General features: G+C 61.7%; 30 protein-coding genes. 14 read left to right on the top strand and 16 right to left on the bottom strand.

Going from position 1 to position 23,182, the window contains the following annotated elements; genetic code table 11:
* Positions 1-81 precede the first annotated feature (81 nt).
* Positions 82-504, top strand: a complete 423-nt coding sequence (locus QZ497_RS21850; protein WP_365354963.1) for a flagellar protein FlhE — start codon at positions 82-84, stop codon at positions 502-504.
* Positions 505-516: 12 nt separating this feature from the next.
* Here QZ497_RS21850 and QZ497_RS04510 read toward each other — a convergent pair whose 3' ends face one another.
* Entirely contained in the window at positions 517-1,011 is a 495-nt protein-coding gene (locus QZ497_RS04510) for a hypothetical protein (protein WP_295471442.1), read from the bottom strand.
* A gap of 331 nt (positions 1,012-1,342) precedes the next feature.
* Positions 1,343-2,098: a sulfate transporter CysZ gene (gene cysZ, locus QZ497_RS04505; protein WP_295471440.1), complete on the bottom strand. Its 756-nt coding sequence runs from the start codon at positions 2,096-2,098 to the stop codon at positions 1,343-1,345.
* A 422-nt stretch (positions 2,099-2,520) separates the two neighbouring features.
* Between cysZ and QZ497_RS04500 the strand changes: the two genes are divergently transcribed.
* Positions 2,521-3,120 (top strand): peroxiredoxin, encoded by a 600-nt coding sequence (locus QZ497_RS04500; protein ID WP_295471438.1) that lies wholly within the window; start codon positions 2,521-2,523, stop codon positions 3,118-3,120.
* Between the two features lie 122 nt (positions 3,121-3,242).
* Complete coding sequence (trxB, locus tag QZ497_RS04495) at positions 3,243-4,205, top strand: thioredoxin-disulfide reductase (RefSeq protein WP_295471436.1); 963 nt, start codon at positions 3,243-3,245, stop codon at positions 4,203-4,205.
* Positions 4,206-4,274: 69 nt separating this feature from the next.
* Here trxB and QZ497_RS04490 read toward each other — a convergent pair whose 3' ends face one another.
* The 7 genes from QZ497_RS04490 to QZ497_RS04460 all read right to left on the bottom strand — a co-directional run bounded on the left by QZ497_RS04490 (position 4,275) and on the right by QZ497_RS04460 (position 8,129).
* Positions 4,275-4,616, bottom strand: a complete 342-nt coding sequence (locus QZ497_RS04490; RefSeq protein WP_295471434.1) for a HopJ type III effector protein — start codon at positions 4,614-4,616, stop codon at positions 4,275-4,277.
* Positions 4,609-4,905, bottom strand: coding sequence for a DUF1244 domain-containing protein (locus tag QZ497_RS04485; protein ID WP_295471432.1), 297 nt, complete (start codon positions 4,903-4,905; stop codon positions 4,609-4,611). The genes QZ497_RS04490 and QZ497_RS04485 overlap by 8 nt, the downstream gene beginning before the upstream one ends.
* Positions 4,906-4,935: 30 nt before the next feature.
* The gene (gene folX / locus QZ497_RS04480) at positions 4,936-5,307 is read right to left on the bottom strand and encodes a dihydroneopterin triphosphate 2'-epimerase (RefSeq protein ID WP_295471430.1); all 372 of its coding nucleotides are present in this window, start codon (positions 5,305-5,307) and stop codon (positions 4,936-4,938) included.
* Positions 5,307-5,870, bottom strand: a complete 564-nt coding sequence (gene folE / locus QZ497_RS04475; protein WP_295471428.1) for a GTP cyclohydrolase I FolE — start codon at positions 5,868-5,870, stop codon at positions 5,307-5,309. Before folE ends, folX begins: the two co-directional genes overlap by 1 nt.
* A gap of 20 nt (positions 5,871-5,890) precedes the next feature.
* Positions 5,891-6,601, bottom strand: coding sequence for a dihydromonapterin reductase (gene folM, locus QZ497_RS04470; protein WP_295471426.1), 711 nt, complete (start codon positions 6,599-6,601; stop codon positions 5,891-5,893).
* 176 nt (positions 6,602-6,777) lie between these two features.
* Positions 6,778-7,347 (bottom strand): antibiotic biosynthesis monooxygenase, encoded by a 570-nt coding sequence (locus QZ497_RS04465; protein ID WP_295471424.1) that lies wholly within the window; start codon positions 7,345-7,347, stop codon positions 6,778-6,780.
* A gap of 176 nt (positions 7,348-7,523) precedes the next feature.
* Positions 7,524-8,129 carry a hypothetical protein gene (locus QZ497_RS04460; protein ID WP_295471422.1) on the bottom strand — a complete coding sequence of 202 codons (606 nt, stop codon included), beginning with the start codon at positions 8,127-8,129 and terminating at the stop codon, positions 7,524-7,526.
* 199 nt (positions 8,130-8,328) lie between these two features.
* Between QZ497_RS04460 and QZ497_RS04455 the strand changes: the two genes are divergently transcribed.
* Positions 8,329-8,781, top strand: coding sequence for a flavodoxin (locus QZ497_RS04455; protein WP_295471420.1), 453 nt, complete (start codon positions 8,329-8,331; stop codon positions 8,779-8,781).
* 43 nt (positions 8,782-8,824) lie between these two features.
* Here QZ497_RS04455 and QZ497_RS04450 read toward each other — a convergent pair whose 3' ends face one another.
* Entirely contained in the window at positions 8,825-10,435 is a 1,611-nt protein-coding gene (locus QZ497_RS04450) for a hypothetical protein (protein ID WP_295471418.1), read from the bottom strand.
* A gap of 72 nt (positions 10,436-10,507) precedes the next feature.
* Positions 10,508-10,951: a hypothetical protein gene (locus QZ497_RS04445; protein WP_295471416.1), complete on the bottom strand. Its 444-nt coding sequence runs from the start codon at positions 10,949-10,951 to the stop codon at positions 10,508-10,510.
* Positions 10,952-11,318: 367 nt separating this feature from the next.
* Between QZ497_RS04445 and QZ497_RS04440 the strand changes: the two genes are divergently transcribed.
* Positions 11,319-11,882, top strand: a complete 564-nt coding sequence (locus tag QZ497_RS04440) for a hypothetical protein (protein ID WP_295471414.1) — start codon at positions 11,319-11,321, stop codon at positions 11,880-11,882.
* A gap of 7 nt (positions 11,883-11,889) precedes the next feature.
* Here the strand turns inward: QZ497_RS04440 and QZ497_RS04435 are convergent, their stop codons facing one another.
* A complete protein-coding gene (locus QZ497_RS04435) occupies positions 11,890-12,690 on the bottom strand; it encodes a transglutaminase family protein (protein WP_295471412.1) in 801 nt (266 codons plus the stop codon).
* Positions 12,691-12,856: 166 nt separating this feature from the next.
* On the opposite strand from QZ497_RS04435, the gene QZ497_RS04430 reads away from it, so the two are divergent.
* The 4 genes from QZ497_RS04430 (at position 12,857) to QZ497_RS04415 (ending at position 17,170) form a co-directional block, all read left to right on the top strand.
* Positions 12,857-13,879: a Glu/Leu/Phe/Val dehydrogenase dimerization domain-containing protein gene (locus QZ497_RS04430; protein ID WP_295471410.1), complete on the top strand. Its 1,023-nt coding sequence runs from the start codon at positions 12,857-12,859 to the stop codon at positions 13,877-13,879.
* 92 nt (positions 13,880-13,971) lie between these two features.
* The gene (gene pdhA / locus QZ497_RS04425; RefSeq protein ID WP_295471408.1) at positions 13,972-15,072 is read left to right on the top strand and encodes a pyruvate dehydrogenase (acetyl-transferring) E1 component subunit alpha; all 1,101 of its coding nucleotides are present in this window, start codon (positions 13,972-13,974) and stop codon (positions 15,070-15,072) included.
* Positions 15,062-16,048: an alpha-ketoacid dehydrogenase subunit beta gene (locus QZ497_RS04420; protein WP_295471406.1), complete on the top strand. Its 987-nt coding sequence runs from the start codon at positions 15,062-15,064 to the stop codon at positions 16,046-16,048. Before pdhA ends, QZ497_RS04420 begins: the two co-directional genes overlap by 11 nt.
* A gap of 18 nt (positions 16,049-16,066) precedes the next feature.
* The gene (locus tag QZ497_RS04415; protein ID WP_295471405.1) at positions 16,067-17,170 is read left to right on the top strand and encodes a dihydrolipoamide acetyltransferase family protein; all 1,104 of its coding nucleotides are present in this window, start codon (positions 16,067-16,069) and stop codon (positions 17,168-17,170) included.
* Positions 17,171-17,251: 81 nt separating this feature from the next.
* Here QZ497_RS04415 and QZ497_RS04410 read toward each other — a convergent pair whose 3' ends face one another.
* On the bottom strand, positions 17,252-17,515 hold the full coding sequence (locus tag QZ497_RS04410; protein WP_295471403.1) for a YebG family protein: 264 nt from the start codon (positions 17,513-17,515) through the stop codon (positions 17,252-17,254).
* 224 nt (positions 17,516-17,739) lie between these two features.
* Between QZ497_RS04410 and QZ497_RS04405 the strand changes: the two genes are divergently transcribed.
* Positions 17,740-18,213: a phosphate-starvation-inducible PsiE family protein gene (locus tag QZ497_RS04405; protein WP_295471402.1), complete on the top strand. Its 474-nt coding sequence runs from the start codon at positions 17,740-17,742 to the stop codon at positions 18,211-18,213.
* A gap of 88 nt (positions 18,214-18,301) precedes the next feature.
* Here QZ497_RS04405 and QZ497_RS04400 read toward each other — a convergent pair whose 3' ends face one another.
* Both QZ497_RS04400 and QZ497_RS04395 read right to left on the bottom strand, forming a co-directional pair.
* Positions 18,302-18,640, bottom strand: a complete 339-nt coding sequence (locus QZ497_RS04400) for a DUF3509 domain-containing protein (protein WP_295471400.1) — start codon at positions 18,638-18,640, stop codon at positions 18,302-18,304.
* A 219-nt stretch (positions 18,641-18,859) separates the two neighbouring features.
* Positions 18,860-19,282 carry an HPF/RaiA family ribosome-associated protein gene (locus tag QZ497_RS04395; protein ID WP_295471398.1) on the bottom strand — a complete coding sequence of 141 codons (423 nt, stop codon included), beginning with the start codon at positions 19,280-19,282 and terminating at the stop codon, positions 18,860-18,862.
* A 74-nt stretch (positions 19,283-19,356) separates the two neighbouring features.
* On the opposite strand from QZ497_RS04395, the gene QZ497_RS04390 reads away from it, so the two are divergent.
* The 4 genes from QZ497_RS04390 to QZ497_RS04375 all read left to right on the top strand — a co-directional run bounded on the left by QZ497_RS04390 (position 19,357) and on the right by QZ497_RS04375 (position 22,199).
* On the top strand, positions 19,357-19,623 hold the full coding sequence (locus QZ497_RS04390) for a hypothetical protein (RefSeq protein WP_295471396.1): 267 nt from the start codon (positions 19,357-19,359) through the stop codon (positions 19,621-19,623).
* A gap of 331 nt (positions 19,624-19,954) precedes the next feature.
* Positions 19,955-20,272 carry a DUF3649 domain-containing protein gene (locus tag QZ497_RS04385; RefSeq protein ID WP_295471583.1) on the top strand — a complete coding sequence of 106 codons (318 nt, stop codon included), beginning with the start codon at positions 19,955-19,957 and terminating at the stop codon, positions 20,270-20,272.
* Positions 20,269-21,858 carry a PepSY domain-containing protein gene (locus QZ497_RS04380; protein ID WP_295471394.1) on the top strand — a complete coding sequence of 530 codons (1,590 nt, stop codon included), beginning with the start codon at positions 20,269-20,271 and terminating at the stop codon, positions 21,856-21,858. The genes QZ497_RS04385 and QZ497_RS04380 overlap by 4 nt, the downstream gene beginning before the upstream one ends.
* Positions 21,858-22,199 carry a DUF3325 domain-containing protein gene (locus QZ497_RS04375; protein WP_295471392.1) on the top strand — a complete coding sequence of 114 codons (342 nt, stop codon included), beginning with the start codon at positions 21,858-21,860 and terminating at the stop codon, positions 22,197-22,199. Before QZ497_RS04380 ends, QZ497_RS04375 begins: the two co-directional genes overlap by 1 nt.
* 62 nt (positions 22,200-22,261) lie before the next feature.
* Here QZ497_RS04375 and QZ497_RS04370 read toward each other — a convergent pair whose 3' ends face one another.
* On the bottom strand, positions 22,262-23,131 hold the full coding sequence (locus tag QZ497_RS04370) for an AraC family transcriptional regulator (RefSeq protein ID WP_295471390.1): 870 nt from the start codon (positions 23,129-23,131) through the stop codon (positions 22,262-22,264).
* Positions 23,132-23,182: the final 51 nt, after the last annotated feature.

Raw genomic sequence — 23,182 nt, 5'->3', positions numbered from 1 at the left:
TCAAGTTTAATGGCTTGAACATAGATGAATGTCTGTATTTTCAGATGTTTTGTCCTGACTTGTTATTTTGGAAAGTTTTGAATGAGATTTGATCCTAGAAGGTCGAAGTGGATTGGCTTGGTCTCGATTTTGAGTTTTTTGATGCTAGGAAGCCTAAGTTCTGCGCAGGCGGCCAATTACAGCGCCTCGGTAATATTGCCGACGGTTCACTCAAAAGGGTATTTGTATAAGGCGGTTGTTCCCGTTATGGCACGACCCGCGGCCGGGGCTGTTATTTCTGACGTCAGTTGGACCTGGAATGTCGTAGGTTGGCCGAACTATTTGCAGGTCAGCCTTTGTATTGAGGTGGGCCACTGCCTGGATGTGTCTCGCCTGCGTTCAGGTTCTACCCGTTTCTTCGCAGGACGTCCGGCCAGGCAGCCGCTCTACTTCACCATCAGAATGTCGCCCTCCGGCTTGGTGCCTGTAGCCGGTCAACAGGCTCAACTGACCGTCAACTGGTAGCGCTTGCGCGGCTCACCAGTTAGCCATGTCACGAAACCGTTTTGGCTGTGAGTCATTGAAGTCGAGAATTTTTTCCAGAATCTGCGCGGGCGGTGTGCCTTTCAGAAGTTCTGATTCGTAGAGCGCCGAGCGCTGCAGTTGCATGTGTTTAAAGTACGACTCGAACCCACTGCTGGACTCGTCCGTGACGATTTCTCCAGTCGCGCAGTAGCGAATGACCGGATAATCGGTCAGGTCGATACCCTGACCGTTCAGCGAGTGATAGGCATACCCATGCGCGAGTTCAGCGGCCTCCTGGGGGCTTCGGTTGGCTTTTTCCATCAGCCATTGGCGTTGTGCACTGCCGCGAGTGCTGTCGGTCTCAGCGGTTTTATATTTTCCTTCTGCCGCCTGCAAAAGGTTGGCAAATGGGGAGGTTGGAATACCTGTCTTTGCGACAGTCGGCTTTTTTGCGCGAGGTCCCAAGCAGGTGACGTTGGGCAGCAGCGTAGTATCGTCTGTGGTCATGGCGCCTTTCCGATTTTCATAGTGTGGGTGCTGAGGCGCACTCAAGGCCTCGGGCTTCATTTACTTGAAATGAGTTTCACAGCATGAGCAAGGTCGGTGCCAGGTAAAAGAGCGAATTTGAAAAGTGTGATGAAGTGTCAAGATTCGGTTTTGTAATTAGTCTTTTCGGAAGAGTCTTACAAGAGATGTTGGTGATGATGACGGCAAGCTTTTGCCAGTCAGGTCATCGGTTGCCGCTTTCTTGTTTGGATGTAACTGTTGAAGCGCTGAAGGCAGCATTTCAATACTGGACTGGCTTCAGCGCTTGGACGCTCGAGCGGTTCCTGCGTCGTCAGGTGCGCTGCTGGAGAATTTCTCCTTCAGTACGCTCCCTCACCCAGAACAATGTCGCGCCCGCCACTGCCGCCGGCATCATCAGGATATTCACGAACGGAATCAGCAGCGCGGCGTACACGCAGCCGCCGAAGCTCAGGCAGGCCCAGCGTTTGCTGCGCAGCCAGGCGAGCATGTCCTGCCAGCTCATCTTGTGGTTGTCGGCGGGGTAGTCGATGTACTGGATGGCCATCATCCATACGCCGAACAACAGCCACAGCGGCGTGGCCACCAGGTTGACCACCGGGATGAACGACAGGATGAACAGGCCGATCACCCGGGGCAGCATGTAGCCCAGCTTGCGGGCCTCGCGGCTGAGGGTGCGCGGGATCATCGCCAGCAGTTCGCCCCAGCTGAAAGGGGGCGAGGTATCGACGCCGCGCACTACGGCTTCGACCTTTTCCGACAGAAAGCCGTTGAAGGGCGCGGCGATGACGTTGGCCAGCATGGTGAAGGTGAAGAACACCATCAGCAGCACCAGCAGCACGAACAGCGGCCAGAGGATGTAGCTGAGGAAACTCAGCCAGTGCGGCAGGGTCGGCATGAAAGTGTCGACCCACAGGCCGAACTGGTGCACCGCCAGGTACACCAGGCCAGCGAACAGCAGCAGGTTGATGCTCAGGGGCAGCAGCACGAACAGGCGCAGGCCTGGGCTGAGGATCAGTTTCAGGCCTTCGGAGAGGTATTGCGGGCCTGAGAGGGCGTGTGTCGGCATGGCAGCTTCCGATGAAAGAGACGAGCCGACCTTACCGGCTTTGCCGGGGCGGTTAAAGAGCATGCCGGTCTGTTAGAACGTTGGAGCTTGCTCGCTAAAGCTTTGTCACGTTCACGGCAGGTGCATGGGCTTCGCCGGTCTCTTCGTGAGCAAGCTCGCTCCCCCGGTCTGAACTGTATTGCGGCCAAGGCCGCTTCCCCCAGCCAGGACCCAGCACGGTGCTGTTAAACAAGAGCATGTCGGACTGGGAGGCGGTCGCGTGACAATCGGCGCTGGCGTAGAGTAGTGGCTCTGGAGCTTTTCTGAATAGGTGCAGTCTATGAGGTGGATTGTGAAACGAAATTTCCTTAATCTGCCCTCCCCGGATAGGCTGGCGATCCTTTTCCTCACCTATCCTTTCCATTTCTGACTGGAGTCCATTCATGAGCGTACTGGTAAACAAACAGGCCCCTGATTTTGATGCAGCAGCCGTACTCGGCGACGGTTCCATCGTCGACAGCTTCAAGCTGTCTTCGCTGCGCGGCAAATACGTGGTGCTGTTCTTCTGGCCGCTGGATTTCACCTTCGTGTGCCCTTCGGAAATCATCGCCCACAACAACCGCATGGCCCGCTTCCGTGAGCTGGGCGTTGAAGTGGTCGGCGTTTCCATCGACTCGCAGTTCACCCACCACGCCTGGCGCAGCACCCCGGTCGAGAAGGGCGGCATCGGCGAAGTCGAGTTCACCATGGTCGCCGACGTCAAGCACGAAATCACCCGCGCCTACGGCATCGAACACGATGCTGGCGTAGCGCTGCGTGCTTCGTTCCTGATCGACAAATCCGGTGTGGTACAGCACCAGGTGGTCAACAACCTGCCACTGGGTCGTGACGTCGACGAGATGGTGCGTCTGGTCGAAGCGCTGCAGTTCACCGAAGAGCACGGCGAAGTCTGCCCAGCCGGCTGGCGTCCAGGCCAGAAAGGCATGAAGGCCGATGCCAAGGGCGTCGCCGATTACCTGGCGTCCAACGCCACCAGCCTGTAAGGCTGCCAGGCCACGGCGCTCGCCGTGGCCAACCGAATTCCGGGCCGCTGCACCTGTGCATCGGCCGTCATTTTCGAAACGTTGCGACCCCCGCGTGATTGGCCGGTCGCCAGGAGTGTGTCATGTCCGATGTACGCCATTCCCGAGTGATTATTCTCGGCTCCGGCCCTGCCGGTTACAGTGCGGCGGTCTACGCCGCCCGTGCCAACCTCAACCCTCTGCTGATCACCGGCATGCAGGCGGGTGGTCAGCTGACCACCACCACCGAGGTGGACAACTGGCCTGGCGATCCGCACGGGCTGACCGGTCCTGCGCTGATGGAGCGGATGCGTGAGCACGCCGAGCGCTTCGAAACCGAGATCGTCTTCGACCACATCAACTCCGTGGACCTGGCCGGCAAACCGTTCAGCCTCAAGGGCGACAGCGGCACCTACACCTGCGACGCACTGATCATCGCCACCGGCGCCAGCGCCCGCTACCTGGGCCTGCCTTCGGAAGAGGCTTTCATGGGCAAGGGTGTTTCGGCCTGCGCGACCTGCGACGGTTTCTTCTATCGCAACAAGCCAGTGGCCGTGGTTGGCGGCGGCAACACCGCCGTGGAAGAAGCCCTGTACCTGGCCAACATCGCCAGCAAGGTGACCCTGGTACACCGTCGCGATACCTTCCGCGCCGAGAAGATCCTCATCGACAAGCTGCATGCCCGTGTTGCCGAAGGCAAGATCGAACTCAAGCTCAATGCCACCCTGGACGAAGTGCTGGGTGATGACATGGGCGTGACCGGTGCGCGCCTGAAGAACAACGACGGCAGCTTCGATGAGCTGAAGGTCGATGGTGTGTTCATCGCCATTGGCCACACGCCGAACACGTCGCTGTTCGAAGGTCAGCTGAACCTCAAGGACGGCTACCTGGTGGTGCACGGCGGCCGTGAAGGCAACGCCACCGCCACCAACGTCGAAGGCGTGTTCGCCGCCGGCGACGTGGCAGACCACGTTTACCGCCAGGCGATCACTTCCGCTGGCGCCGGCTGCATGGCTGCCCTGGACGTGGAGCGCTACCTGGACGGCCTGGCCAACGCCTCGTTCTGAGTCGCGGCTGTGGCGCAAAAAAACCGGCTCAGAGCCGGTTTTTTTGTGCCTGCGAGACAGCCTGAGGTATCAGGCCTTGCGGGTCAGGGGTTGAGTGGCGAATTTCACTCCGGCCAGGCCATGGGCGATCAGCGCACGGATATTGGCGTGGTCACTGCCCTCGGGAGTGGCTTGCACCGAGCGGTAGTGCTCACCGAAGGCCAGCAGGGCTTCTTCGTCGCTCAGGCCTTCGAGCAGGGCCAGGCCCAGGGTCTTGCAGGAGCCTTCGTTCTGGCCGGCGGCGTTTTCCACCTCGCCGTTACGGAAGGCCTGGGGCTGATAGTCGTAACCTTCGGCGATGAAGGCCAGGGTATCGGCGAACGCGTGTTGGCCGCTGCGCAGGCTGGCGCGCAGGGTGTTCAGATCAGTCATGCTTGGGTTCCTTGGCGAAGGCCGCTAGCTGCTCGGCATTGGCTTCTTTCTGGTAGAGCGACTTCCAGTCGGCGTAGGGCATGCCGTAGACCACTTCACGGGCGTCATCGAGGCTGATGTCGATGCTGCGCTCGTCGGCGGCGGCCTTGTACCACTTGGACAGGCAGTTGCGGCAGAAGCCGGACAGGTTCATCAGGTCGATGTTCTGGACGTCCTTGCGGCTGTCCAGGTGCGCGACCAGGCGGCGGAAGGCGGCGGCTTCGAGTTCGAGGCGTTGTTGCTCGGTCATGAGAGGCTCCATAAACGGCCCGCGATGATATCAGCGGTGGCCGGCCAGGGTGATCGAAACCGACTCGGCAAACCGCAGGGCATGGGGTTTGTCGACCTCGACTTCGGCGTAGGTGACAGCCTGGTAGCTCATCACCAGGTCCAGGACCTCCTGGGTCAGGCGTTCGAGCAGGGCGAAGCGGTTGCCCTCCACGTGCTGGATGATCGCCTTGGTGATGGTGCGGTAGTTGAGGGCGTGATCGATGTCGTTGTCACGCACTGCCTCTTGCGCCGGGTAGCAGATCGTCAGGTTGATCAGCACGTCCTGCTTGTTGAGGATTTCATCTTCGTTGATGCCGATGAAGGTCCGCAGGCGCAGGTCTTTGACCCTGATGCGTGCAGTACCGGGTTCAAGTTTGGCCATCAGCCCTTGCTCCGTCCGATCAGTTGCATGAACTCCATGCGCGTGGTGCTCGATTCGCGGAAGGCGCCGAGCATTACCGAGGTGTTCATCAGCGAGTTCTGTTTCTCGACGCCGCGCATCATCATGCACATGTGCTGCGCTTCGATGACTACTGCCACGCCGGCAGCCTGGGTGACGCTCTGGATCGCCTCGGCGATTTGCCGCGTTAGGTTTTCCTGGATCTGCAGGCGGCGGGCGAACATGTCCACCACGCGGGCGATCTTCGACAGACCCAGCACCTTGCCGGTGGGGATGTAGGCCACATGGGCCTTGCCAATGAACGGCAGCAGGTGATGCTCGCACAGCGAGTAGAGTTCGATGTCCTTGACGATCACCATCTCGTCGTTGTCGGAAGCGAACAGTGCGCCGTTGACGATCTCATCCAGGCTCTGCGCGTAGCCGTGGCAGAGGTACTGCATGGCTTTGGCGGCACGTTTCGGGGTATCCAGCAGACCTTCACGCTCCGGGTTTTCACCCAGGCCAATGAGAATGTCTCGGTATTGCTGTGACAGGGGTTCGCTCATCATCAGGTCCTCGGGGCGGCCTACTTTAGGTGCCGTCCGCCGTTTACGGTCAAGGTTGTGCCGGTTACATAAGGGGTGTCGAGCAGGTAGCGCAGGCTCTGGTAGACGACCTCGGGGCCGGGCTCGATGCCCAGCGCCGATTTGGCCAGGGTCCTGGCGCGGTAGTCCGCGTCGTCACCGGGCTGGAACATCACCAGCGCCGGGGCGATGCCATTGACCTTGACCTGTGGCGCCAGGCGTGCGGCGAACGACAGGGTCAGGCTTTCCAGGCCAGCCTTGCTGGCGCAGTACGCAATGTGCTTGCTGCTGCCCTTGCGGGTCACGTCGTCACTGATGTGGACGATGTCCGCCTGCGGGCTGCGCTGCAGCAGTTCGGCACCGTGCAGGTTGATCAGGTAGGGCGCCAGCATGTGGATGCTGAACATCCGGGTGAACACTTCGGCTTCGTCGCCGGGTGTTTCGGCGAGCCATTCCGACGCATTGTGGACGATGGCGCGCAGGCTTGCCGTGTGCTGCCGGAGTTCGTCGATGAACGCCAGGATGCCTGCCTCGGACGAAAAGTCCGCCTGCAGGGCTACTGCACCGGCAGCACGCAGCTGCTCCACGCCGGGGCGCAGGGTGCGATAGCTGACGATCACGGGCTGGCCTTCTTCAAGCAGGCGCTGCGCACAGTGCAGGCCGACCCGCTGGCTGGCACCGGTGATCAATATCGGTGCATTGCTGGATACCATCGACGGCTCACGATCAATCGCGCGTCAGACCAGAAAGGTCTGTTCGCAGGCGTGGAGGAAACGGCTTGTGGAGCTGTAGTAACTGGCAAAGTTATACCAACGGCCAAGGTTGTACAACCTTGTGGGAAGGTGGCCGGCTCATCCGTCGGGCTTGAGGCCGGCCACGTGGCGCGTTGTTAGCGCGCGGAGGAGGATTTTGCCTTGGCGGCAGTGGGTGTCGGGTCACCTCTGAGCCAGTTCGCCAGCAAGCGGGTGGACAGCGGGATGAACAGATAGACCATCAGCGGTGTGAGAATCAGCGTGCTGAACAGGATTCGCGGAACCAGCTCGAGTTGGCCGAGCACCGGCTCCAGCAGGTAGTTGAACAGCAGCGAAACGGGAAAGAACGCCAGCCAGATGGCGATGGACTGCTTCCAGCGCGCGGGGCGCATGTCGGTGGTGCCGAACCAGCCGGCCGTGCCGTTGACCCGGTGTTCGGAGGGGCAGTCGAACAGCCCGCTGCCACGCACCAGCCAGGCGCGTCTTGAGGCCGAATGCTCCCAGGCGTGCAGGGTTTCGGCGTCGCGAAAGCGGAAGATCATCTGGAATTCGTCGTCTCCTGGGGGCGGTGCAAGTACGCCAGAGCCCAGGTAGCCGGGAAAGTCGGTGGCCAGCCGTTCGCCTTCATGCAGCCAGGCGATAAGGTCCTGGTAGCGGCCGTGGGTGACACGGCGAGCCACCATCAAGGTGACAGGTGCGGTAGACATTGTGTATCTCCAAGCGGTGCACAGGCCTCCTGGATAAGGATGCCCGCAGGGCACGGCACCGGGGGTGGTGGTGCCGCGGCTGCTTCAGCTGATGAAGCAAGCAAGGATTATTCCTGAAAACTGCGAACAGTCCAGATAATCCGACCGCCTGGCGTCGTGCAGGCGCGCCAAAGGGGTCAGGCGTAAAGCGAGGGGTTGGCCTTGCGGTGCTCGTCGAGCAGGTACTGGCGCAGGTTCTCGGCTTCGAGCGGGTCATTCTGGCTCAACCGGTAGGCCGCCAGGCCCTGGTCGGTCAGGCGCTCGAAGCGCCCGCGCAGGGCGATGGACTTTCTTCCGGCAGGGCGCAGCCAGGCCGAGAATCGCTGTGGCGGAGTGCCGGGGCGGCGATATTCCAGCAGGACACCCTTGAAGGAGATGTCATGAACCCAGAGGGCCGTGCGGGCGCCACGCAAGTTTTCCAGTGGCACGGGGGCGGGCAGGGCAAGGCGCCAAGGGCGAACCTGCGGGCCGTCTTCATAGATGCTGGGAGTGCCCAGTTCCAGATGCTGGGCATGGAATTCGTCTTCCACCAGTTGCAACGGGAAGGTCATCTGCTGATTGTTGAATTGCGCCTGGATGGTCACCTGCTCATGCGCAGCCAGACGCGCCAGCAACCGCTGGATGCGCTCACCCCCGTTCACGCTCATCTGCTGCGTGTTGTCACGCACGTTGAGTTTGGGGTTGTGCTGCATGTCCAGGATGAAATCCAGTTCGTCCTGGGTAAGTAGGGAGTCAGCTTGCATGGCAGACATCTGGGCTCGGACCGGTCCGTAATTACTGAAAGTGACCATAAATTCCCGGTCGAGTTCTGACCGCTGGTCGGTTTGGTTCAGCGTGGCGCACTCGTTGGCGCCTACGTCTCGTCATTTCATCCCGAGTTGACGAGCCTGCAAGCGCAATGGAGCATAATGCCCGAATTTTTACCGGGCCATGGGACAAGTTATGAAAATTGCCATTCTTTGCGGTTCTGTCTTCGGTGCGGCGGAAGACGTTGCCCGCCACGCCAGCGGTTTGCTGCGCCATGCAGGCCACGAGGTGCTCTGCAACATCCGTCTGACCCAGGCCGAACTGCTGGCCTTCGCCCCCCAGGCCTTGCTGGGCGTCACGTCGAGCACCGGCATGGGCGAGCTGCCCGATAACCTGCAGCCGCTGTTCTACCAGCTGCGCGACGAATTGCCTGCGGCGCTGCGCGGCTTGCCGGGCGGGGTCATTGCTCTGGGTGACAGCAGCTACGACGACACCTTCTGCGGCGGCGGCGAGCAACTGCGCGAGCTGTTCGGCGAACTGGGCATCAATGAGCTGCAGGACATGCTGCGCCTGGATGCCAGCGAAACCGTCACGCCCGACACCGACGCCGAGCCTTGGCTGGCGCAGTGGATGCAACGGCTGGCCTGAGCCATCCGGGCAGGCAGATCCTGCCGTGAATGGCTCGTAGCGCTTACGGCCTGCGGACCCGCCCTTGGGCCTTGTACTTGGCCACCATCATCATGAAAGGGTGCAGCAGGCTGGCTTTTTTGACACGCTGCTGCACCCAGCCTGCCATGTTCTCGTCCGTCTTCGGTGCAGGCATGGCGCTTGGTGTGTGAATCACCAGCCCGCCGCTCACCGGGTCCAGCCCGAAGCCGGCGGCCTTGCCCTTGGCGGTAATGGCCCAGCCGTCTTTGGTGCTGACGAACATAGGCTCCCAACGTGGTGACCGTTCGGCATGGCTTGAGCGGTGCACGATCTTGTCTTTGGTCTTGGGGTCGTGATCGTAGTGCGCGAAGCGGGCGTCCAGAGCATAGTCCTTACCGCCTTGGGCCGAAAAGCGTGTGACCATCTGCTCCAGGAAGCGCTTGTCGCTGCCGTTGCTGAAGGGACGAAAGCCGGGGTCGAAAGCGAATTCCAGAAAGCGGGTATCCAGAAGTGTCGTCTTGAACGCTTCGCTGCTACGGATACGGTTGATGATCTCTGCATTTTCAGGGGTGAAGTCGTACGAAAGGCGGAATCCCTCTTGGTCGCGCTGTTTATGAGCGTTCAGGTTCAGCATCACACGACCATCGTCCAATTCTCGATAGCCCCCGAGTTCGTAGGCTAATTTGTCGACGTAACGCAGATCTGCCCCTTGCCCCTGCGAATAGTCATACATCTGTGCCAGCAGAAAACGATCTTCCTGAGTCAGGAAATCATATAGACCCCGGCCCATGTTCACTAAGCTGCGCCGCTGCGATGGCTCGATCAGCGGATGTTCGAATTTCCCATACAGCCGCTCGACCAGCGTGCGGTAACCCTGGGTGTCTTTGGTACGCGGAACGTTCAAGGTATCGTCTTCGACTGCGGCTGCAACCGCTACGCCACTGCGCGACAGGAATAGTTCCTGGATCAGGGCTGGGGTATCCAGCCGTGCGCGCTGGGCACCTTCCGAACCCGCAGCGCGGGCTAGGGCCTTTTCAAGCCGCTCGATATAGCCCTCCGGGAGCTGGGCCTGCTCCATCGCCGACAACTGCCGGTAATGCGTGAGAGCCTGTTTGAGGGTGTTCTCCACCCTGCCGGTGCTCGCCAGTTCCTGCTGAGCATCGGCGGCGAAGCGGTGCTGCTGCACGTTCTGCATGCTCTTGAGTGTCAACCAGGCGGCTCGGCGCTCATTGATGGTGAAGGTCTGGCTGTCGTCCCATGCCACCAGCGCCAGTTGTGGTTGGGACAGGCCCTGAAAGGGATCGCTGGCCCTGCCTTCGAGAAAATCTGTGGCCTGGCGCGTGCGGCTTAGCCATTCTCCATCCTGGGTCGCCGGTGTCTCGGCGTCATGGGTGGCCTTGTTCTGTTGATAGACGTCGTCGGTCAGGGGGGCCAGCAGGCGGGCCGATTCGAGCCTGGCCTGCTGGAGCGACGGGGCGGGTTGACAAGCCCATGAGCTGGAAGCGGCCCTGCTTAAATGCTGGGCCATGAGTGAAAGCCGGTCTGATGATTGCGGCTCTATTAATTCGATGCCTGCAGCGTAGGCTTCTTTCGAGGAAGTCATGGCTGGAGTGGACAGAGGACTTACGCGCAATGTTGTGATGTCGCTGATCATGATGAACCCACTCTTGTCGTTGTGGAAGGGCCTCGCTAGGTGAGGCCCGACATCAAAGTTTTTTAATATTAATTAGTAGCTGTAATAGAAAGTGACGCGGTCTTGATCGCTGGCGCGCCCAGGCTGGCTACCTCCATTTATTCGGTGTTTGATGACGGCGTACGAGTAACTTTCAAACTTGTAGATGTTGAAAAGGTCTGTCTCGCCTGTCGATCCGGGGTTAATGGGCGTGCAATGCTCTTGCTTGAGGCTGCCGTGCGGGTAATAGCAAAGTTCTACATGTTCTTGGGCATTATCTGGATAGGAGGTAGTGTGCCATTCAATTTTCTTCAGATGCTTTTCCTTACCTATCGACGCTTTCGGAAAATCTCCAAAACGAAGGTTGAAGAAAGCCAGGCCGACGCCATCCTTGACGATGTTGACTTGGCCTGGCTTGGAGACCTTGGTGATCGAATGATCCTCGGCCATTGTCAGGGGCGAGGTGAGTGCCAAAGTGGCGAAGATAATCTTTTTCATGTCGTGTTCTTCATATCTATTTATGCCCTTTCAGGCAAAGAGTCCTTTCTTTTATCGTGCTGACGATCAACGCGTTGCTTGAATTCATTCAGCACTTTTAATTTTTAAACATATTTTCGTTTTGCAGCATGTAGTCCCGGATCCGAAACTAAGGTAGGAATAATCTCGGTGGCTTTGGGTGGTGAAATTGTCGCGGTTTTTCGTGGGGTGTTGAACCTGTGCAGCAGATTTGCAAAACGCCTGCAACCTAATAAGGAGCGTTTTCCGGCAGGCGTGTCATCCCGTTCCGAAAACTCTTCAGCGACTCAGCAAATTAGTCCGGCCGACCGATAGTTCGATAACTGCCTTCGCTACTTGGAGTTCGATCATGGCCAAATCCATCTGGGGGGATTTACCGCCCTTCACCATCAAAGCCCTGCCGGCCAGGAAAGAAGCGGCCGCGCCAACGTCCATGCAGGCCCAGCAAGTGCTCAGCGAGATCGGCCAGAACGCCCTGGCCCTCAATGCGCTGGAAATGGAAAAACAGAGGCTCAAACCGCTGTTCAAGGGCTTCAATCCTGCGCACATCAGCCCCAAGGCGCTGGGCGAGGCGGGCATGCTGCTGTTCAAGCTGGGCTTCATCGACAACCTGACCGCCGACCTGATGAGCCGCACCGGGGCGGAGTTCGACGCACAGGGCAAGGTGTTGAACGTCGAGCAGCCGATCAACGCGCTGGAATTTCTCGCCAACCGTATCGCGCAGATGAAGGAAAGGACCCAGTGGGGCGATCGCTACGCCGAGACACTGCTGCCGGACTACGTGCGTACCATTCACGTGATGCAGAACCTGCAGGCCTTCGCCGAGTCCGGTGACAGTTACGAGATGCTCAAGATCAAGGCCCAGGAGCGCAACGGCAAGCGCGCTCCCACGCCAACCCCCAAGCTGCCCTGAGGCCCGGTCAATGCAGTCGGTTGGTTGGCAACTGGCCGAGCCGTTCGGTCAGCCGCAGGCGCTGCAGGGGGTCTTCGCTGAGCAGCAGCGCATGTTCCAGGTCGAAGCGTTCGGCCTGGGGGCACTCCAGCGTCTGGTAGAGGCTGGCGCGGGCCATGTAGTCGCTGCCGGTGGCGTCGCCCAGTTCGATGATCCGGTTGGCATCCTGTAGGGCGGCGAGGAAATCGCCGTTGATCTGGTGCAGGTGGCGCAGGTTGCGCGACAGGCGCTGCACCAGGCTCAGTGGGCTGGCGCGGACCATGTGTTCGGCACGTAGCGGCATGTCCGGGCCGTACTGGCGCACCAGCAGTTCACGGCAGTCCTTGGGGTACAGGCGGCGACCGTTGCACGGGTCCAGTACATGGTCAGCGCCGGGCACCCGGAGCAGGAAATGCCCGGGAAAGTTGACGCCTTCGAGGGGGATCTCCAGGCGCCTGGCCAGCTCCATGGCGAGCAGCGCCAGGCTCAGGGGCTGGCCGCGCTGGCGTTCGAGCACCCGGTGCAGCATGGCCGACTCCGCCTTGGGCGGATTCCATTCGTCACGCTGGAAGCCCAGGTGGTTCATTTCACGCAGCAGTGGCTGCGCCAGCTCGACGGCAGGGGCTGCGGGCAGCGCGGTACTGATACGCCGCAGCAGGCGATCCATGGCCTCGACGATATGCGCCGGCTGGAAGCCAGGGTCGTGTTCGGCGGCGATCCACAAGGCGGCCTCGAATACTGCCGGCGGGGTACGCTGCATGCAGTTCAGGCACTGTTGACGGGGAGTCATGGGGTCCTCCTTCTGAACGCCGTGACGCGGCTGCTCCTTTTTTAGACCCTGCGGACGGTGTTCGTCCAGCCTCGGCTGCTTCCTCCCGAACGGTCAGGTACAGGCCACTGTGCAGCCTATACTCCGGCTTGAAAGACGTTCACTGAGTCTGCACAGGAGTATGCCCATGTTCGCTCTCCTGCATGGCAGCCGCGCCGAAACCCTGCATCTGGCCTGCGACCCCAGCACGGGGCTTAGGGCCGTCATCGCCATTCACCATGCGCGCATGGGCCCGGCGCTGGGCGGCTGTCGCTACCTCACCTATGTCGATGAAGAAAGCGCCATCGAAGACGCCATCCAGCTGGCCAGGAACATGAGCTACAAGGCCGTGCTCGCCGGCCTGCCACTGAGCGGTGGCAAGGCGGTGATCATGCGCCCGGTGCACCAGCCTGATCGCGCCGCGCTGTTCGAGGCGTTCGGGCGTTTCGTGGAAACCCTGCAGGGCCGCTACATCACCGCCGTGGACAGCGGTACGTGCAGCGCCGACATGGATCGCGTTGCGCTGCATACCCGGCATGTCACCAGTACCAGCGAGGAGGGGGACCCGTCACCGCATACCGCGCTTGGGGTGTTCGCCGGCATCCGGGCGACTGCCATGGCACGCCTGGGCAGTGACAATCTGGAAGGGTTGCGGGTGGGCATCCAGGGACTGGGGCACGTGGGCTATGCCTTGGCCGGGCACCTGCATGCCGCCGGCGCCGAGTTGCTGGTCAGCGACCTGGACAATCGCAAGGTGCAGCGCGCCATGCAAGCGTTCAACGCGCACCCGGTGGCCTGCGAAACGCTGCTCGGCACGCCTTGCGACATCCTGGCGCCCTGCGGCCTGGGCAAGGTGCTCAACAGCGCCACGCTGATGCAGTTGCGCTGCGCCGCCGTGGCCGGTGCCGCCAACAATCCGCTGAGCAGCCTGGAGATGGCCGATCAGCTGGAGCGTCGCGGGATTCTCTATGCCCCGGATTACATCATCAATTGTGGCGGGCTGATCAAGGTCGCTCTCCAGCACCGCGGCGACAGCGCCGCGACGATCGCCGCGCACATTTCCCGAATAGGGCTACGATTGACAGAGGTCTATGCCCATTCTCAAGCACACAAGCGCTCACCCGCGCGAATTGCCCAGGCCTTGGCAGAACACCTCCTGAATGTCGGCTAGCGCACCTATACCCGGTGCCGCCCGACGGTTCCATGCAGCCACAAGCCGCGAACCACGATCATCACGCACGACCTGCGTGTCTGGAGTAGGCAATGTCCAATAACAAGAGTGAGCTTGCGTACACCCGCTACCTGGCCCCCGACGGCCAACTGATTGCCCCCTTGCCCGGTTGGGCCGATGATTTCAACCTGCTGACCCGTCTCTATCGGCAGATGGTCCTGACCCGTCTGTTCGACCAGAAAACCGTCGCCCTGCAACGCACCGGCCGTATCGGCACCTTCGCCCCGACCCTTGGCCAGGAAGCCATCGGCGTGGCGCTCGGCAGCCTGATGCGCGCTGAAGACGTGCTGGTGCCTTACTACCGCGACACCGCCGTGCAGTTGATGCGTGGCGTGCGCATGGACGAGATTCTGCTGTACTGGGGCGGCGACGAGCGCGGCAGTGCCTACGCCGAGCCTGCTGCGGCGCAGGACTTCCCGATCTGCGTGCCTATCGCCACCCAGGCCCTGCATGCCTGCGGCGTGGCCAGCGCCTTCAAGGTACGTGGCGAACATCGTGTCGCGGTCACCACCTGTGGTGATGGCGCCACCAGCAAGGGCGACTTCCTCGAAGCGCTCAACGTGGCCGGTGCCTGGCAGCTGCCTGTGGTGTTTGTGGTCAACAACAACCAGTGGGCGATCTCGGTGCCACGGCGCATCCAGTGCGGAGCGCCGACCCTGGCGCAGAAGGCCGTGGGGGCGGGCTTTCATGGCGAACAGGTCGATGGCAACGACATCCTCGCGGTCTACGATCGCATGCAGGTCGCGCTGGAGCGTGCCCGCAAGGGCAAGGGCCCGGTGTTGCTGGAGTGCATGAGCTATCGCCTGGGCGACCACACCACCGCCGACGACGCCACCCGTTATCGTCCGGCCGACGAAGTGCGCCAGGCCTGGAACGAGGAACCGATCAAGCGTCTGCAGACTTTCATGGCTGCCCAGGGCATCTGGGACGAAAGTCGCGAGCAGGCGCTGGTCAGCGAATGCCAGGCGCAGATCCAGGCCGCCGTGAGCGCCTACGAGGGCACCACTGCGCAACTGGCCGAGTCGGCCGTCGACCATGTCTATGCGCAATGGCCGGCGGCCCTGGCCGAGCAGCGAGAGTGGTTCCTAGAGCGTGTCGCACGGCGTGGGGGAGGCGAGCATCATGAACAATGACAAAGTGACCTTGCTCGAAGCGGTCAACCTGGCCTTACACCGGGCCATGGCCGAAGACGAGAACATCGTGGTACTGGGGGAGGATGTCGGGGTCAACGGTGGGGTGTTCCGCGCCACTCAAGGCTTGCGCGACAGCTTTGGCTTCAAGCGGGTGATCGACTCGCCACTGGCCGAAACCATGCTCGGCGGCCTGGCGGTGGGCATGGCTGCCCAAGGCCTGAAGCCTGTGCTGGAGATCCAGTTCCTGGGGTTCATCTATGCGGCCATGGAACACCTGGTGTCGCATGCCAGCCGCCTGCGCAACCGCACCCGCGGCCGACTGACCTGCCCGATGGTGTTGCGCAGCCCGATGGGCGCCGGCATTCGTGCGCCGGAGCACCACAGCGAAAGCACCGAAGCGCTGTTCGCGCACATTCCCGGCCTGCGCGTGGTCATCCCGTCGTCCCCAGCGCGCGCCTATGGCCTGCTGCTGGCGGCCATCGATGATCCCGACCCGGTGATCTTCCTCGAACCCACCCGGCTCTACCGCATGAATCCGCAACCGCTGGTCGATGACGGCAAGCGCCTGCCGCTGGACACCTGCTTCACCCTGCGCGAAGGCAGCGACATCACCCTGATCAGTTGGGGCGCCAGCGTGCATGAAACCCTGCAGGCGGCGCAGGCCCTGGCCGAGCGCTGCGTGTCGGCGGAAGTCATCGATGTCGCCTGCGTCAAACCCCTCGATCTCGACACTCTGGAAGCCTCGGTACGCAAGACCGGGCGCTGCGTGATCGTCCATGAAGCGCCACGTTCCTGCGGGGTAGGGGCGGAAATCGCCGCCAGCCTCTACGAACGTGCGCTGCTGGACCTGCATGCGCCGATCCAGCGCGTCACGGCGCCGGACATTCCGCCGCCGCTGTACCGCCTGGAACAGCTGTACATGCCCGGTGTGGAAGACATTCTCCACGCCTGCGATAGCGCACTGGAATACGCCTGAGACCCGAGGAGGCTTGCGATGAAATTCTTCAAACTGCCCGATCTGGGCGAAGGACTGCAGGAAGCGGAAGTGGTGCAGTGGCACGTCAAGGTCGGCGACAGCGTCAAAGCCGATCAGTTGTTGGTCTCGGTGGAAACCGCCAAGGCCTTGGTGGACATTCCGGCGCCCTATGACGGGGTGATCACCAAGCTGTTCGGGGGGGACGGCGACATTCTGCATGTCGGTGAGCCGTTGGTGGCCTTCGACGGCGATGGAGACAACGGTACGGTGGTGGGCAAGCTCGAAGGCGGTGGCAGCCTGGAAGACCAGTTCTTCGTCGGTGCCGCACCCTCGACCCGCGAACACCTGGCGACCCGCGCTACGCCAGCGGTCCGCCAGCTGGCCCGGCAACTGGGGGTGGAACTCAATGGCCTGGAGGGCAGCGGCAACGATGGGTTGATTACTCGCGCGGATGTCGAGCGCGCCGCGCAGGCCGAGCGTGATCGCTTCGGTGGCCAGAAGCTGCGCGGCGTGCGCCGCAGCATGGCGATCAACATGGCGCGCTCGCATGCCGAGGTGGTGCCGGTGACCCTGTATGCCGATGCCGACCTGCACCGTTGGGCCGAAGCCCGGGACCCGCTGATTCGCCTGGGCAAGGCCATGGCCGAGGCCTGCAAGGTCGAGCCGGTGCTCAACAGCTGGTTCGATGGAAAGTCACTTTCGATCCGCCAGCATGAGCGGCTCGACCTGGGGATTGCGGTGGATACCCCGGACGGGCTGTTCGTGCCGGTGCTGCGTGACGTGGGTAACCGCGAGGCGCAGGACCTGAAGGAAGGGCTGAGCCGCTTGCGTGCCGACGTGAAGGCGCGGTCCATTCCGCCACAGGAAATGATGGGCGCGACCATCACCCTGTCGAACTTCGGCACCCTGTTCGGCCGCTATGCCAACCCGGTGGTGGTCCCGCCCCAGGTGGCTATTCTCGGTGCTGGCGGCATTCGCCAGGAGCCGGTGGCCGTCGACGGCGAAGTGGTGATCCACCCGATTCTGCCGTTGTCGCTGTCCTTCGATCACCGTGCGGTGACCGGTGGGGAAGCCGCGAGATTCTTCAAGGCGCTGGTGCAGGCCCTGGAGCAGGCTGAATAGCCCCATGCAGGAAACCCGTCGGCGGCGTTCGCTCCGCTGACGGGTCTGCAATGCCCTCATTCCCCTGGCGTCGCCAAATCGTCATTCGGCTTCGGCATCATTGAGCAATTCGTTCAGGGCGTCTGGCTGGCTCTTGAAGGCGCGGGCGAACACGTCGCGGTTCTTCGCCATATAGATACCGGCTTCTTCGACCTGGTCTTCGCTCAGCGACGGAACCGCCTTGCCCAACACTGTTGCCAGCAGTTCAGCGAGTTCGAGCATCTTGTCATGACGATCAGCTTCGGCTTTATCCATGAACAGGCGCTCCAGATCTCGGCTGCTGCGGTATACCACTTCGACGGCCATTCACCACCTCACGAGCCTTCCAGAAAGAAATAGGGTTAACTGTATTTATATACAGTGTTCAGCATAAGCCATTGGCAGCGTATCTGGATAGTGGCACGTGAATTTCTTTTCACGCCAGGACCGCCCTTGCGACAACTGGCCACAGCGCCGATGCTGGATATGGCCTTGATCCTGCTTTAAAAAGCCTGCGCCCACAACGGGTTGGGAATTCGAGGACACGCAAGATGAAATGGGCGGACAACGGCCGTAAACGCATGCACGACGGTGCCAACTCCATCGGCAACCTGCTGGTCGAGGGCTTTCATTACCTGGGGCTGTTCGCCATCGGAGCCGTCACCGCCTGGGCGTCGGTCATGGCCTTTACGGGCATGATCGACAAGGGCCAGGCCAGCGTCGATGACATCCTGCTGCTGTTCATCTATCTGGAGCTGGGCGCCATGGTGGGGATCTACTTCAAGACCAACCACCTGCCGATCCGCTTCCTGCTGTACATCGCCATCACCGCACTGACGCGCTACCTGATCGGTGATGTCTCGCATCACAAGGCGCCGGACATCGGCTTGCTGTACCTGTGTGGCGGCATCTTCTTCCTGGCGCTGTCGGTGCTGGCGGTGCGTTATGCCTCGTATCGCTTTCCGTCGAGCAAGGCCATCGATGCCAGTGGCGAGTATGTCGGGGATAACCTCACCGAGAAGTGATGCCCGCTGTCGGTGGCCCCTGCAGATGCGCAAAGCCCGGTGTTGGAGCACCGGGCTTTTTTATGGGGCATGCTGCCAGGCGAGAGTTTCACATCGCCATGCCTACGCGGTTGCCTTGTGGCAGGCGACGGCTGGCTGGCGCGGCGAGCTGTTTGAGCCGATCCTGGTCGGTCATCGCTTCGAGCAGTGTCACGGCGCTGTGGCCTTGCTCTATGGCAATGCCGAACTGCACGCTTTCGATCAGGCGCCGCAGCCGTTTGGGTTCGTTGCGCTGTTCCGGGCTGATCAGGCGCTTGGCGACCACACCGGTTTCATTGGACAACGTGAGCATGATGCTGCCATCCAGTCCCTGAATGCTGAGGTTCACCCGATACTCCGGGGCGAACGTATCAGTGATCATCTGAAAAGGATTGTCAGAATTATCCATTGTCGGTACCTGCTCATGGGTTCTGCATAAGTTGACCGGCCATTAATCCTTTTGGTTCTCAGTGGCGGATAAGCGGTCGTCCCTGTCCGGCCGTTTGCCGATCTCCTCAGCCATGCCGTCGTTCCCATCCATGCACGCATCAGGCCACTTCGCGGATAAAAATCCGGGCACAAAAAAAGCGGGCCGTTACAGGCCCGCTTTGCGGTGACGGGGGAGGGGTCAGGACAGCCGCTCGGCTTCCTTGGCCTGCTCGTTCTCGAGAAACTCTTCCTGCAGCAGCGCATCGGCGTTTTCAGGATCGAAGGGCGCGGTGGTCTGCGCGTGGCGCTGCTTGTCTCGCAATTTGCCGATCAGGTGTTCCAGGGCGTGGTCCAGCTTGCTGGCTGCGCCGTCCACCGCCAAGTCCAGTGTGTCGGCCTTGTGGGTCACGGAAATCGGTTGATGGCCCTTGGGGCGTGCCTCCATCTGGCAGCGAATGTCGTTGGGGCCGGCTTTGTCGCCGTTTTCGTCGCGCAGATGGACTTCCACGCGGGTGATGTAATCGTCGTAGCGTTCGAGTGTGCTTTCGAGGGTAGAACGAACCCAATTCTCCAGTCGGATACTGCTTTCGATGTGGTTATCGCTGTTGACCTGGATTTGCATAGTCGATCCTTACTAGGGCTAACTCGTGCTTGAAGCGAGGCGGCTCGTTCGGCGTCTGAGCATTCAGTCACTGCATGTCCGCGCTCGATTACAGTGTTGGCGCCATTTGTTTTTTATTTCAAGCCCTTGGCTTGAAGAAATATTTGGCAGCAAAGGCCCGGGCGTTTTTTTCGGGTGCGAAATTGGCCGCGAATCCCTTGATTTTCGTCATCATTTCCAGACGTTTTGCCCCTAACCCGGCTTCGCCGAAAGTGGCTTCTGTGCGTCAGAATGTCACTGAAGTTTGCAGGCCTGTGGGGATTAACCATCGCTTACCAAGTGCCCATGTAGTTGGCGTGTAAAGCCCGAGTGAAAGATTCGTGAAAGAACAGACTTCGCGCGTCCGTTATGTGCGAGTCAGGTTGCAACTTCCATACTCAAATAACGGGGGAAGAAGAACGGCCTGTCAGGCGGTGAAACCCGTTCTGGAATACCCAGCCGCCAATTTGTCGCGATCAACGAGCGGGGCATGAGGCTGCGGCGCAGGCCGTAAGGGCGCCATCCGGCGTCTTTGCTTTTGAGAATATTTATCATTATTATCGCTGCGTTTTGGCACGCCGCTCTGCCCGGCCTCGCCTCCTGTTACCGGCCGCGAGTCTCCTGATGGACGACACTCTGATCCACCCTGTACCCATGGCGAGTGCGCGCCGTACCAGGCCCGAGAAAACCGGCCCTTCCACGACCTATCGGCTGGCCGTGGCTTCGCGCTTCATCGTCGCTAGCCTGGGCGGCTACCTGTTCGCTTCGCTGTTCAGTGTGTGCGTCAGCCAATGGCTGCCGCTGCCGCGTGGCGAAGCCGTGATGGCCGGCATGATGCTGTCGTTCCTGGCTTACCTGGGGGTATTCATCGGCTGCTTCGCCTGCCGCACGGCATGGCGCGCCTGGACTGGTGTCGCGCTGGGCTGCGCGGTGTTGGCGGTGGTCTGGGCAGCAGGACGCTGGCTGTCATGAGGGAGGGCCTGCGCCAGGCCATGGCGTGGCTGCACACCTGGCTGGGGCTGGTCTTCGGCTGGCTGCTGTTCGCCATCTTCCTTACCGGCACGCTGTCGTATTTCCGCGCCGAGATCACCCAATGGATGACACCGGAACTGGCTTCCCATCCGCTGGACAGCGCGCGTAGCGTCCAGGTGGCGCAGGACTACCTGCAGGGCCATGCACCGAGTGCAGCGCGCTGGATCATCAACCTGCCCGACGCGCGCACGCCCGGCATGCAGCTGCTCAGCATCGGTGCCGCCGCCCCCGGCCAGCGGGGGCGCGTCGAGCGAACCCTTGTCGACGCGCAGAGCGGTGCGCCCGTCCAGGCGCGGGAAACCCGAGGCGGGGACTTTTTCTATAACTTTCACTATCAGCTTGAAGTGCCGTACCCGTGGGGACGCTGGCTGACCAGCATCGCCGCGATGGTGATGTTCATCGCCCTGGTCACCGGCATCATCGTGCACAAGAAACTGTTCAAGGAGTTCTTCACTTTCCGTCCCGGCAAGGGCCAGCGTTCCTGGCTGGACGGGCATAACGCCCTGGGCGTGCTGATCTTGCCGTTCCATCTGATGATCACCTACAGCAGCCTGCTGTTCTTCGCCTCGATGGTCATGCCGGCGAGCATCATCGCCCACTACGGCAGCGACACCCGGGCTTTCTACGACGAGGTGTATCCCGGTTTCGCCCAGCCGCCGGCCAAGGGCGTCGCGGTGCCGCTGGCACGCCTCGAGGCGCTGGTACCGCTGGCCGATGCCCGCTGGGGGGCTAACCGTATCGAGCGCATCGTGGTCAACAACCCGGGCGATGCCAGTGCCACGGCGTTGCTGTATCGCGATGGCCACGACCGCGTGGTGCGTCGTGACGGCGACACCCTGAGGTTCGACGCCACCAGCGGCCTGTTGCTGGGCGACACGGAGCCGGTGCGGGGCGCGCCTTCGGTGATCACCGAGGGCTTCTGGGACCTGCACATGGGGCACTTCGCCGGCACCCCGCTGCGTTGGCTGTACTTCGTGTTCGGCCTCGGCGGTACCGCCATGATCGGTAGCGGGCTGGTGATGTGGCTGGGCAAGCGCGCCGCCAGACATGCCAAGACGGGGGTGCTGCCTTTCGAGCTGCGGCTGGTGCAGGTGCTCAACATCGCCAGCATGGCCGGCCTGCTGCTGGGCGTAGCGGCGCTGTTCTGGGCCAATCGCCTGTTGCCGGTGGGCATGGCCGGGCGAGCCGCTTGGGAGGTCAAGGTGTTCTTCCTGATCTGGGCCCTGGCGTTGCTGCATGCCCTGTTGCGTGACGGCCGGGCGGCCTGGCGTGAGCAACTGGGACTTGGCGCCGTGCTATTCGCCTGCCTGCCTTTGCTGGACCTGTTCAGCGCCGGGCCTTACCTGTTGGCAGCCTGGCAACGCGGCGACTGGGTATTGCCCGGCTTCGACCTGGCGGCCCTGGCGACCGGCCTGTTGCTGGGCTGGCTGGCCTGGAAATTCCGTCAGCGCCCGCCGGTATCGGCACCACGCGCGCAGCACCGGCAAGCGACTGTCGCGGCGGCGGCTGCCAGGGAGCTTCACTGATGCTATTGCCCGCGCTGCTGTGCTACAGCGGCTTCACCGCCCTATGCCTGTCGATGGAGCGCCACTACGCCGACCTGTTGGGTGGCAAGCCGGGTACTCGACGCTGCCTCTTGCTGCGCAGCGCGGGCTGGTTGCTGTTGGCGCTATCGCTGTGCGGCGCTGTCGCTACCCGTGGCGTGACCATGGGGCTGGTGGAGTGGGCAGCGGTATTGATGGGCAGCGGTGTGTTGCTGGTGTTCCTCATGCCGTACCAGCCACGCTGGGTGGTACGCCTGGCGCTCGTTGGCCTGCTGGCCAGCCCTGTCGTGGCCCTGCAAAGCTACATCGTCTGGGGCGGTTAGGACCTTGTTGCTGGCTTTTCGCGGCTAAAACCAATACGGGTCAGTCAGGCCGGGTAGGAGGCTCAGGCAAACGCCTGCCGGTATTCCCCCGGTGTCGCGCCCATGGCCTGGCGGAAGCGATTGGTGAAGTGGCTGGCGCTGGCGAAACCACAGGCCAGGGCGACGTCACCCAGCGGCACGGCGGATTCGCGCAGCAGGTGCCTGGCCCGTTGCAGGCGGCGTTGCAGCACGTAGCGGTGCGGCGGCATGCCGAAGCTGCTGCGAAACATCCGTGCGAAGTGGTATTCCGACAGCGCGCAGAGTTCGGCCAGTTGCCCCAGGCTCAAGCCTTCGTCCAGATGTGTTTCGATGAAGTCCACCAGCCGCTTGCACAGGTGCGGCGCCAGGCCGCCCTTCAGGCGCAGGCCATCGCGCAGGCCGACCTGGGTCAGCAGCGCATGGCTGAGCATGTCGTGGGCCAGGCTGCTGGTCAGCAGGCGTTCGCCGGGTTCATGCCAGTTCAGGCCTATCAGGCGCCTGAAGTTGTCGGCCTGGCAGGCATCGTCGAGAAAGGTGTTTTCCTGCAGCTGCAGGGTGCGGGGCTCGCGGTCCAAGAGGGTCACGCAACCCAGGGCGAACTGCTCGGGGCTGATATACAGGTGCGCCAGACGAATGCGGCCATTGATCACCCATGCCGACTCATGGCCGGCCGGCAGCACACAGAGCTTGCCGGGCGAGCCCTTCTGGTCCGGGCGGTCACGACGGAAGGTGCCGGTGCCGTCGGCGATGTAGCACGACAGCGTGTGATGGTCAGGCGCGTGATACTCGCGGATGTCATGGTGGTTGCTCCATAGCGCGGCGTTCAGGCCGTCACCCAGCCGCGCGCTCTGCTCCAGATGGGCATGGGGCGAACTGTTGAGCGACTGGAAGACCTGGATGCTATCGAGCGACATGGCAACTCCTTGAGGCCCTTCATCCTACTCCGCATGGCGGCGCTTGCCAGC

It is taken from the genome of uncultured Pseudomonas sp., assembly GCF_913777995.1.
Classification (GTDB): domain Bacteria; phylum Pseudomonadota; class Gammaproteobacteria; order Pseudomonadales; family Pseudomonadaceae; genus Aquipseudomonas.
The sequence above is the reverse complement of the archived record's forward strand: the minus strand, read 5'-3'. Positions and strand labels throughout refer to the sequence as shown.

Bases quoted from the DNA above. Each gene is read 5' to 3' on its own strand.
- QZ497_RS04430 (WP_295471410.1), top strand. From the start codon at position 12,857: ATGTTCGCTCTCCTGCATGGCAGCCGCGCCGAAACCCTGCATCTGGCC.
- QZ497_RS04420 (WP_295471406.1), top strand. From the start codon at position 15,062: ATGAACAATGACAAAGTGACCTTGCTCGAAGCGGTCAACCTGGCCTTA.
- QZ497_RS04375 (WP_295471392.1), top strand. From the start codon at position 21,858: ATGCTATTGCCCGCGCTGCTGTGCTACAGCGGCTTCACCGCCCTATGC.
- QZ497_RS04450 (WP_295471418.1), bottom strand. From the start codon at position 10,435: ATGATCAGCGACATCACAACATTGCGCGTAAGTCCTCTGTCCACTCCA.
- QZ497_RS04395 (WP_295471398.1), bottom strand. From the start codon at position 19,282: ATGCAAATCCAGGTCAACAGCGATAACCACATCGAAAGCAGTATCCGA.
- QZ497_RS04410 (WP_295471403.1), bottom strand. From the start codon at position 17,515: ATGGCCGTCGAAGTGGTATACCGCAGCAGCCGAGATCTGGAGCGCCTG.
- folM (WP_295471426.1), bottom strand. From the start codon at position 6,601: ATGGTATCCAGCAATGCACCGATATTGATCACCGGTGCCAGCCAGCGG.
- QZ497_RS04380 (WP_295471394.1), top strand. From the start codon at position 20,269: ATGAGGGAGGGCCTGCGCCAGGCCATGGCGTGGCTGCACACCTGGCTG.
- pdhA (WP_295471408.1), top strand. From the start codon at position 13,972: ATGTCCAATAACAAGAGTGAGCTTGCGTACACCCGCTACCTGGCCCCC.
- QZ497_RS04465 (WP_295471424.1), bottom strand. From the start codon at position 7,347: ATGTCTACCGCACCTGTCACCTTGATGGTGGCTCGCCGTGTCACCCAC.
- QZ497_RS04445 (WP_295471416.1), bottom strand. From the start codon at position 10,951: ATGAAAAAGATTATCTTCGCCACTTTGGCACTCACCTCGCCCCTGACA.
- folX (WP_295471430.1), bottom strand. From the start codon at position 5,307: ATGGCCAAACTTGAACCCGGTACTGCACGCATCAGGGTCAAAGACCTG.
- QZ497_RS04490 (WP_295471434.1), bottom strand. From the start codon at position 4,616: ATGACTGATCTGAACACCCTGCGCGCCAGCCTGCGCAGCGGCCAACAC.
- QZ497_RS04485 (WP_295471432.1), bottom strand. From the start codon at position 4,905: ATGACCGAGCAACAACGCCTCGAACTCGAAGCCGCCGCCTTCCGCCGC.
- QZ497_RS04435 (WP_295471412.1), bottom strand. From the start codon at position 12,690: ATGACTCCCCGTCAACAGTGCCTGAACTGCATGCAGCGTACCCCGCCG.
- QZ497_RS21850 (WP_365354963.1), top strand. From the start codon at position 82: ATGAGATTTGATCCTAGAAGGTCGAAGTGGATTGGCTTGGTCTCGATT.
- QZ497_RS04390 (WP_295471396.1), top strand. From the start codon at position 19,357: ATGTCCGCGCTCGATTACAGTGTTGGCGCCATTTGTTTTTTATTTCAA.
- cysZ (WP_295471440.1), bottom strand. From the start codon at position 2,098: ATGCCGACACACGCCCTCTCAGGCCCGCAATACCTCTCCGAAGGCCTG.
- QZ497_RS04455 (WP_295471420.1), top strand. From the start codon at position 8,329: ATGAAAATTGCCATTCTTTGCGGTTCTGTCTTCGGTGCGGCGGAAGAC.
- QZ497_RS04500 (WP_295471438.1), top strand. From the start codon at position 2,521: ATGAGCGTACTGGTAAACAAACAGGCCCCTGATTTTGATGCAGCAGCC.
- QZ497_RS04440 (WP_295471414.1), top strand. From the start codon at position 11,319: ATGGCCAAATCCATCTGGGGGGATTTACCGCCCTTCACCATCAAAGCC.
- QZ497_RS04385 (WP_295471583.1), top strand. From the start codon at position 19,955: ATGGCGAGTGCGCGCCGTACCAGGCCCGAGAAAACCGGCCCTTCCACG.
- QZ497_RS04400 (WP_295471400.1), bottom strand. From the start codon at position 18,640: ATGGATAATTCTGACAATCCTTTTCAGATGATCACTGATACGTTCGCC.
- folE (WP_295471428.1), bottom strand. From the start codon at position 5,870: ATGAGCGAACCCCTGTCACAGCAATACCGAGACATTCTCATTGGCCTG.
- trxB (WP_295471436.1), top strand. From the start codon at position 3,243: ATGTCCGATGTACGCCATTCCCGAGTGATTATTCTCGGCTCCGGCCCT.
- QZ497_RS04405 (WP_295471402.1), top strand. From the start codon at position 17,740: ATGAAATGGGCGGACAACGGCCGTAAACGCATGCACGACGGTGCCAAC.
- QZ497_RS04510 (WP_295471442.1), bottom strand. From the start codon at position 1,011: ATGACCACAGACGATACTACGCTGCTGCCCAACGTCACCTGCTTGGGA.
- QZ497_RS04460 (WP_295471422.1), bottom strand. From the start codon at position 8,129: ATGCAAGCTGACTCCCTACTTACCCAGGACGAACTGGATTTCATCCTG.
- QZ497_RS04370 (WP_295471390.1), bottom strand. From the start codon at position 23,131: ATGTCGCTCGATAGCATCCAGGTCTTCCAGTCGCTCAACAGTTCGCCC.
- QZ497_RS04415 (WP_295471405.1), top strand. From the start codon at position 16,067: ATGAAATTCTTCAAACTGCCCGATCTGGGCGAAGGACTGCAGGAAGCG.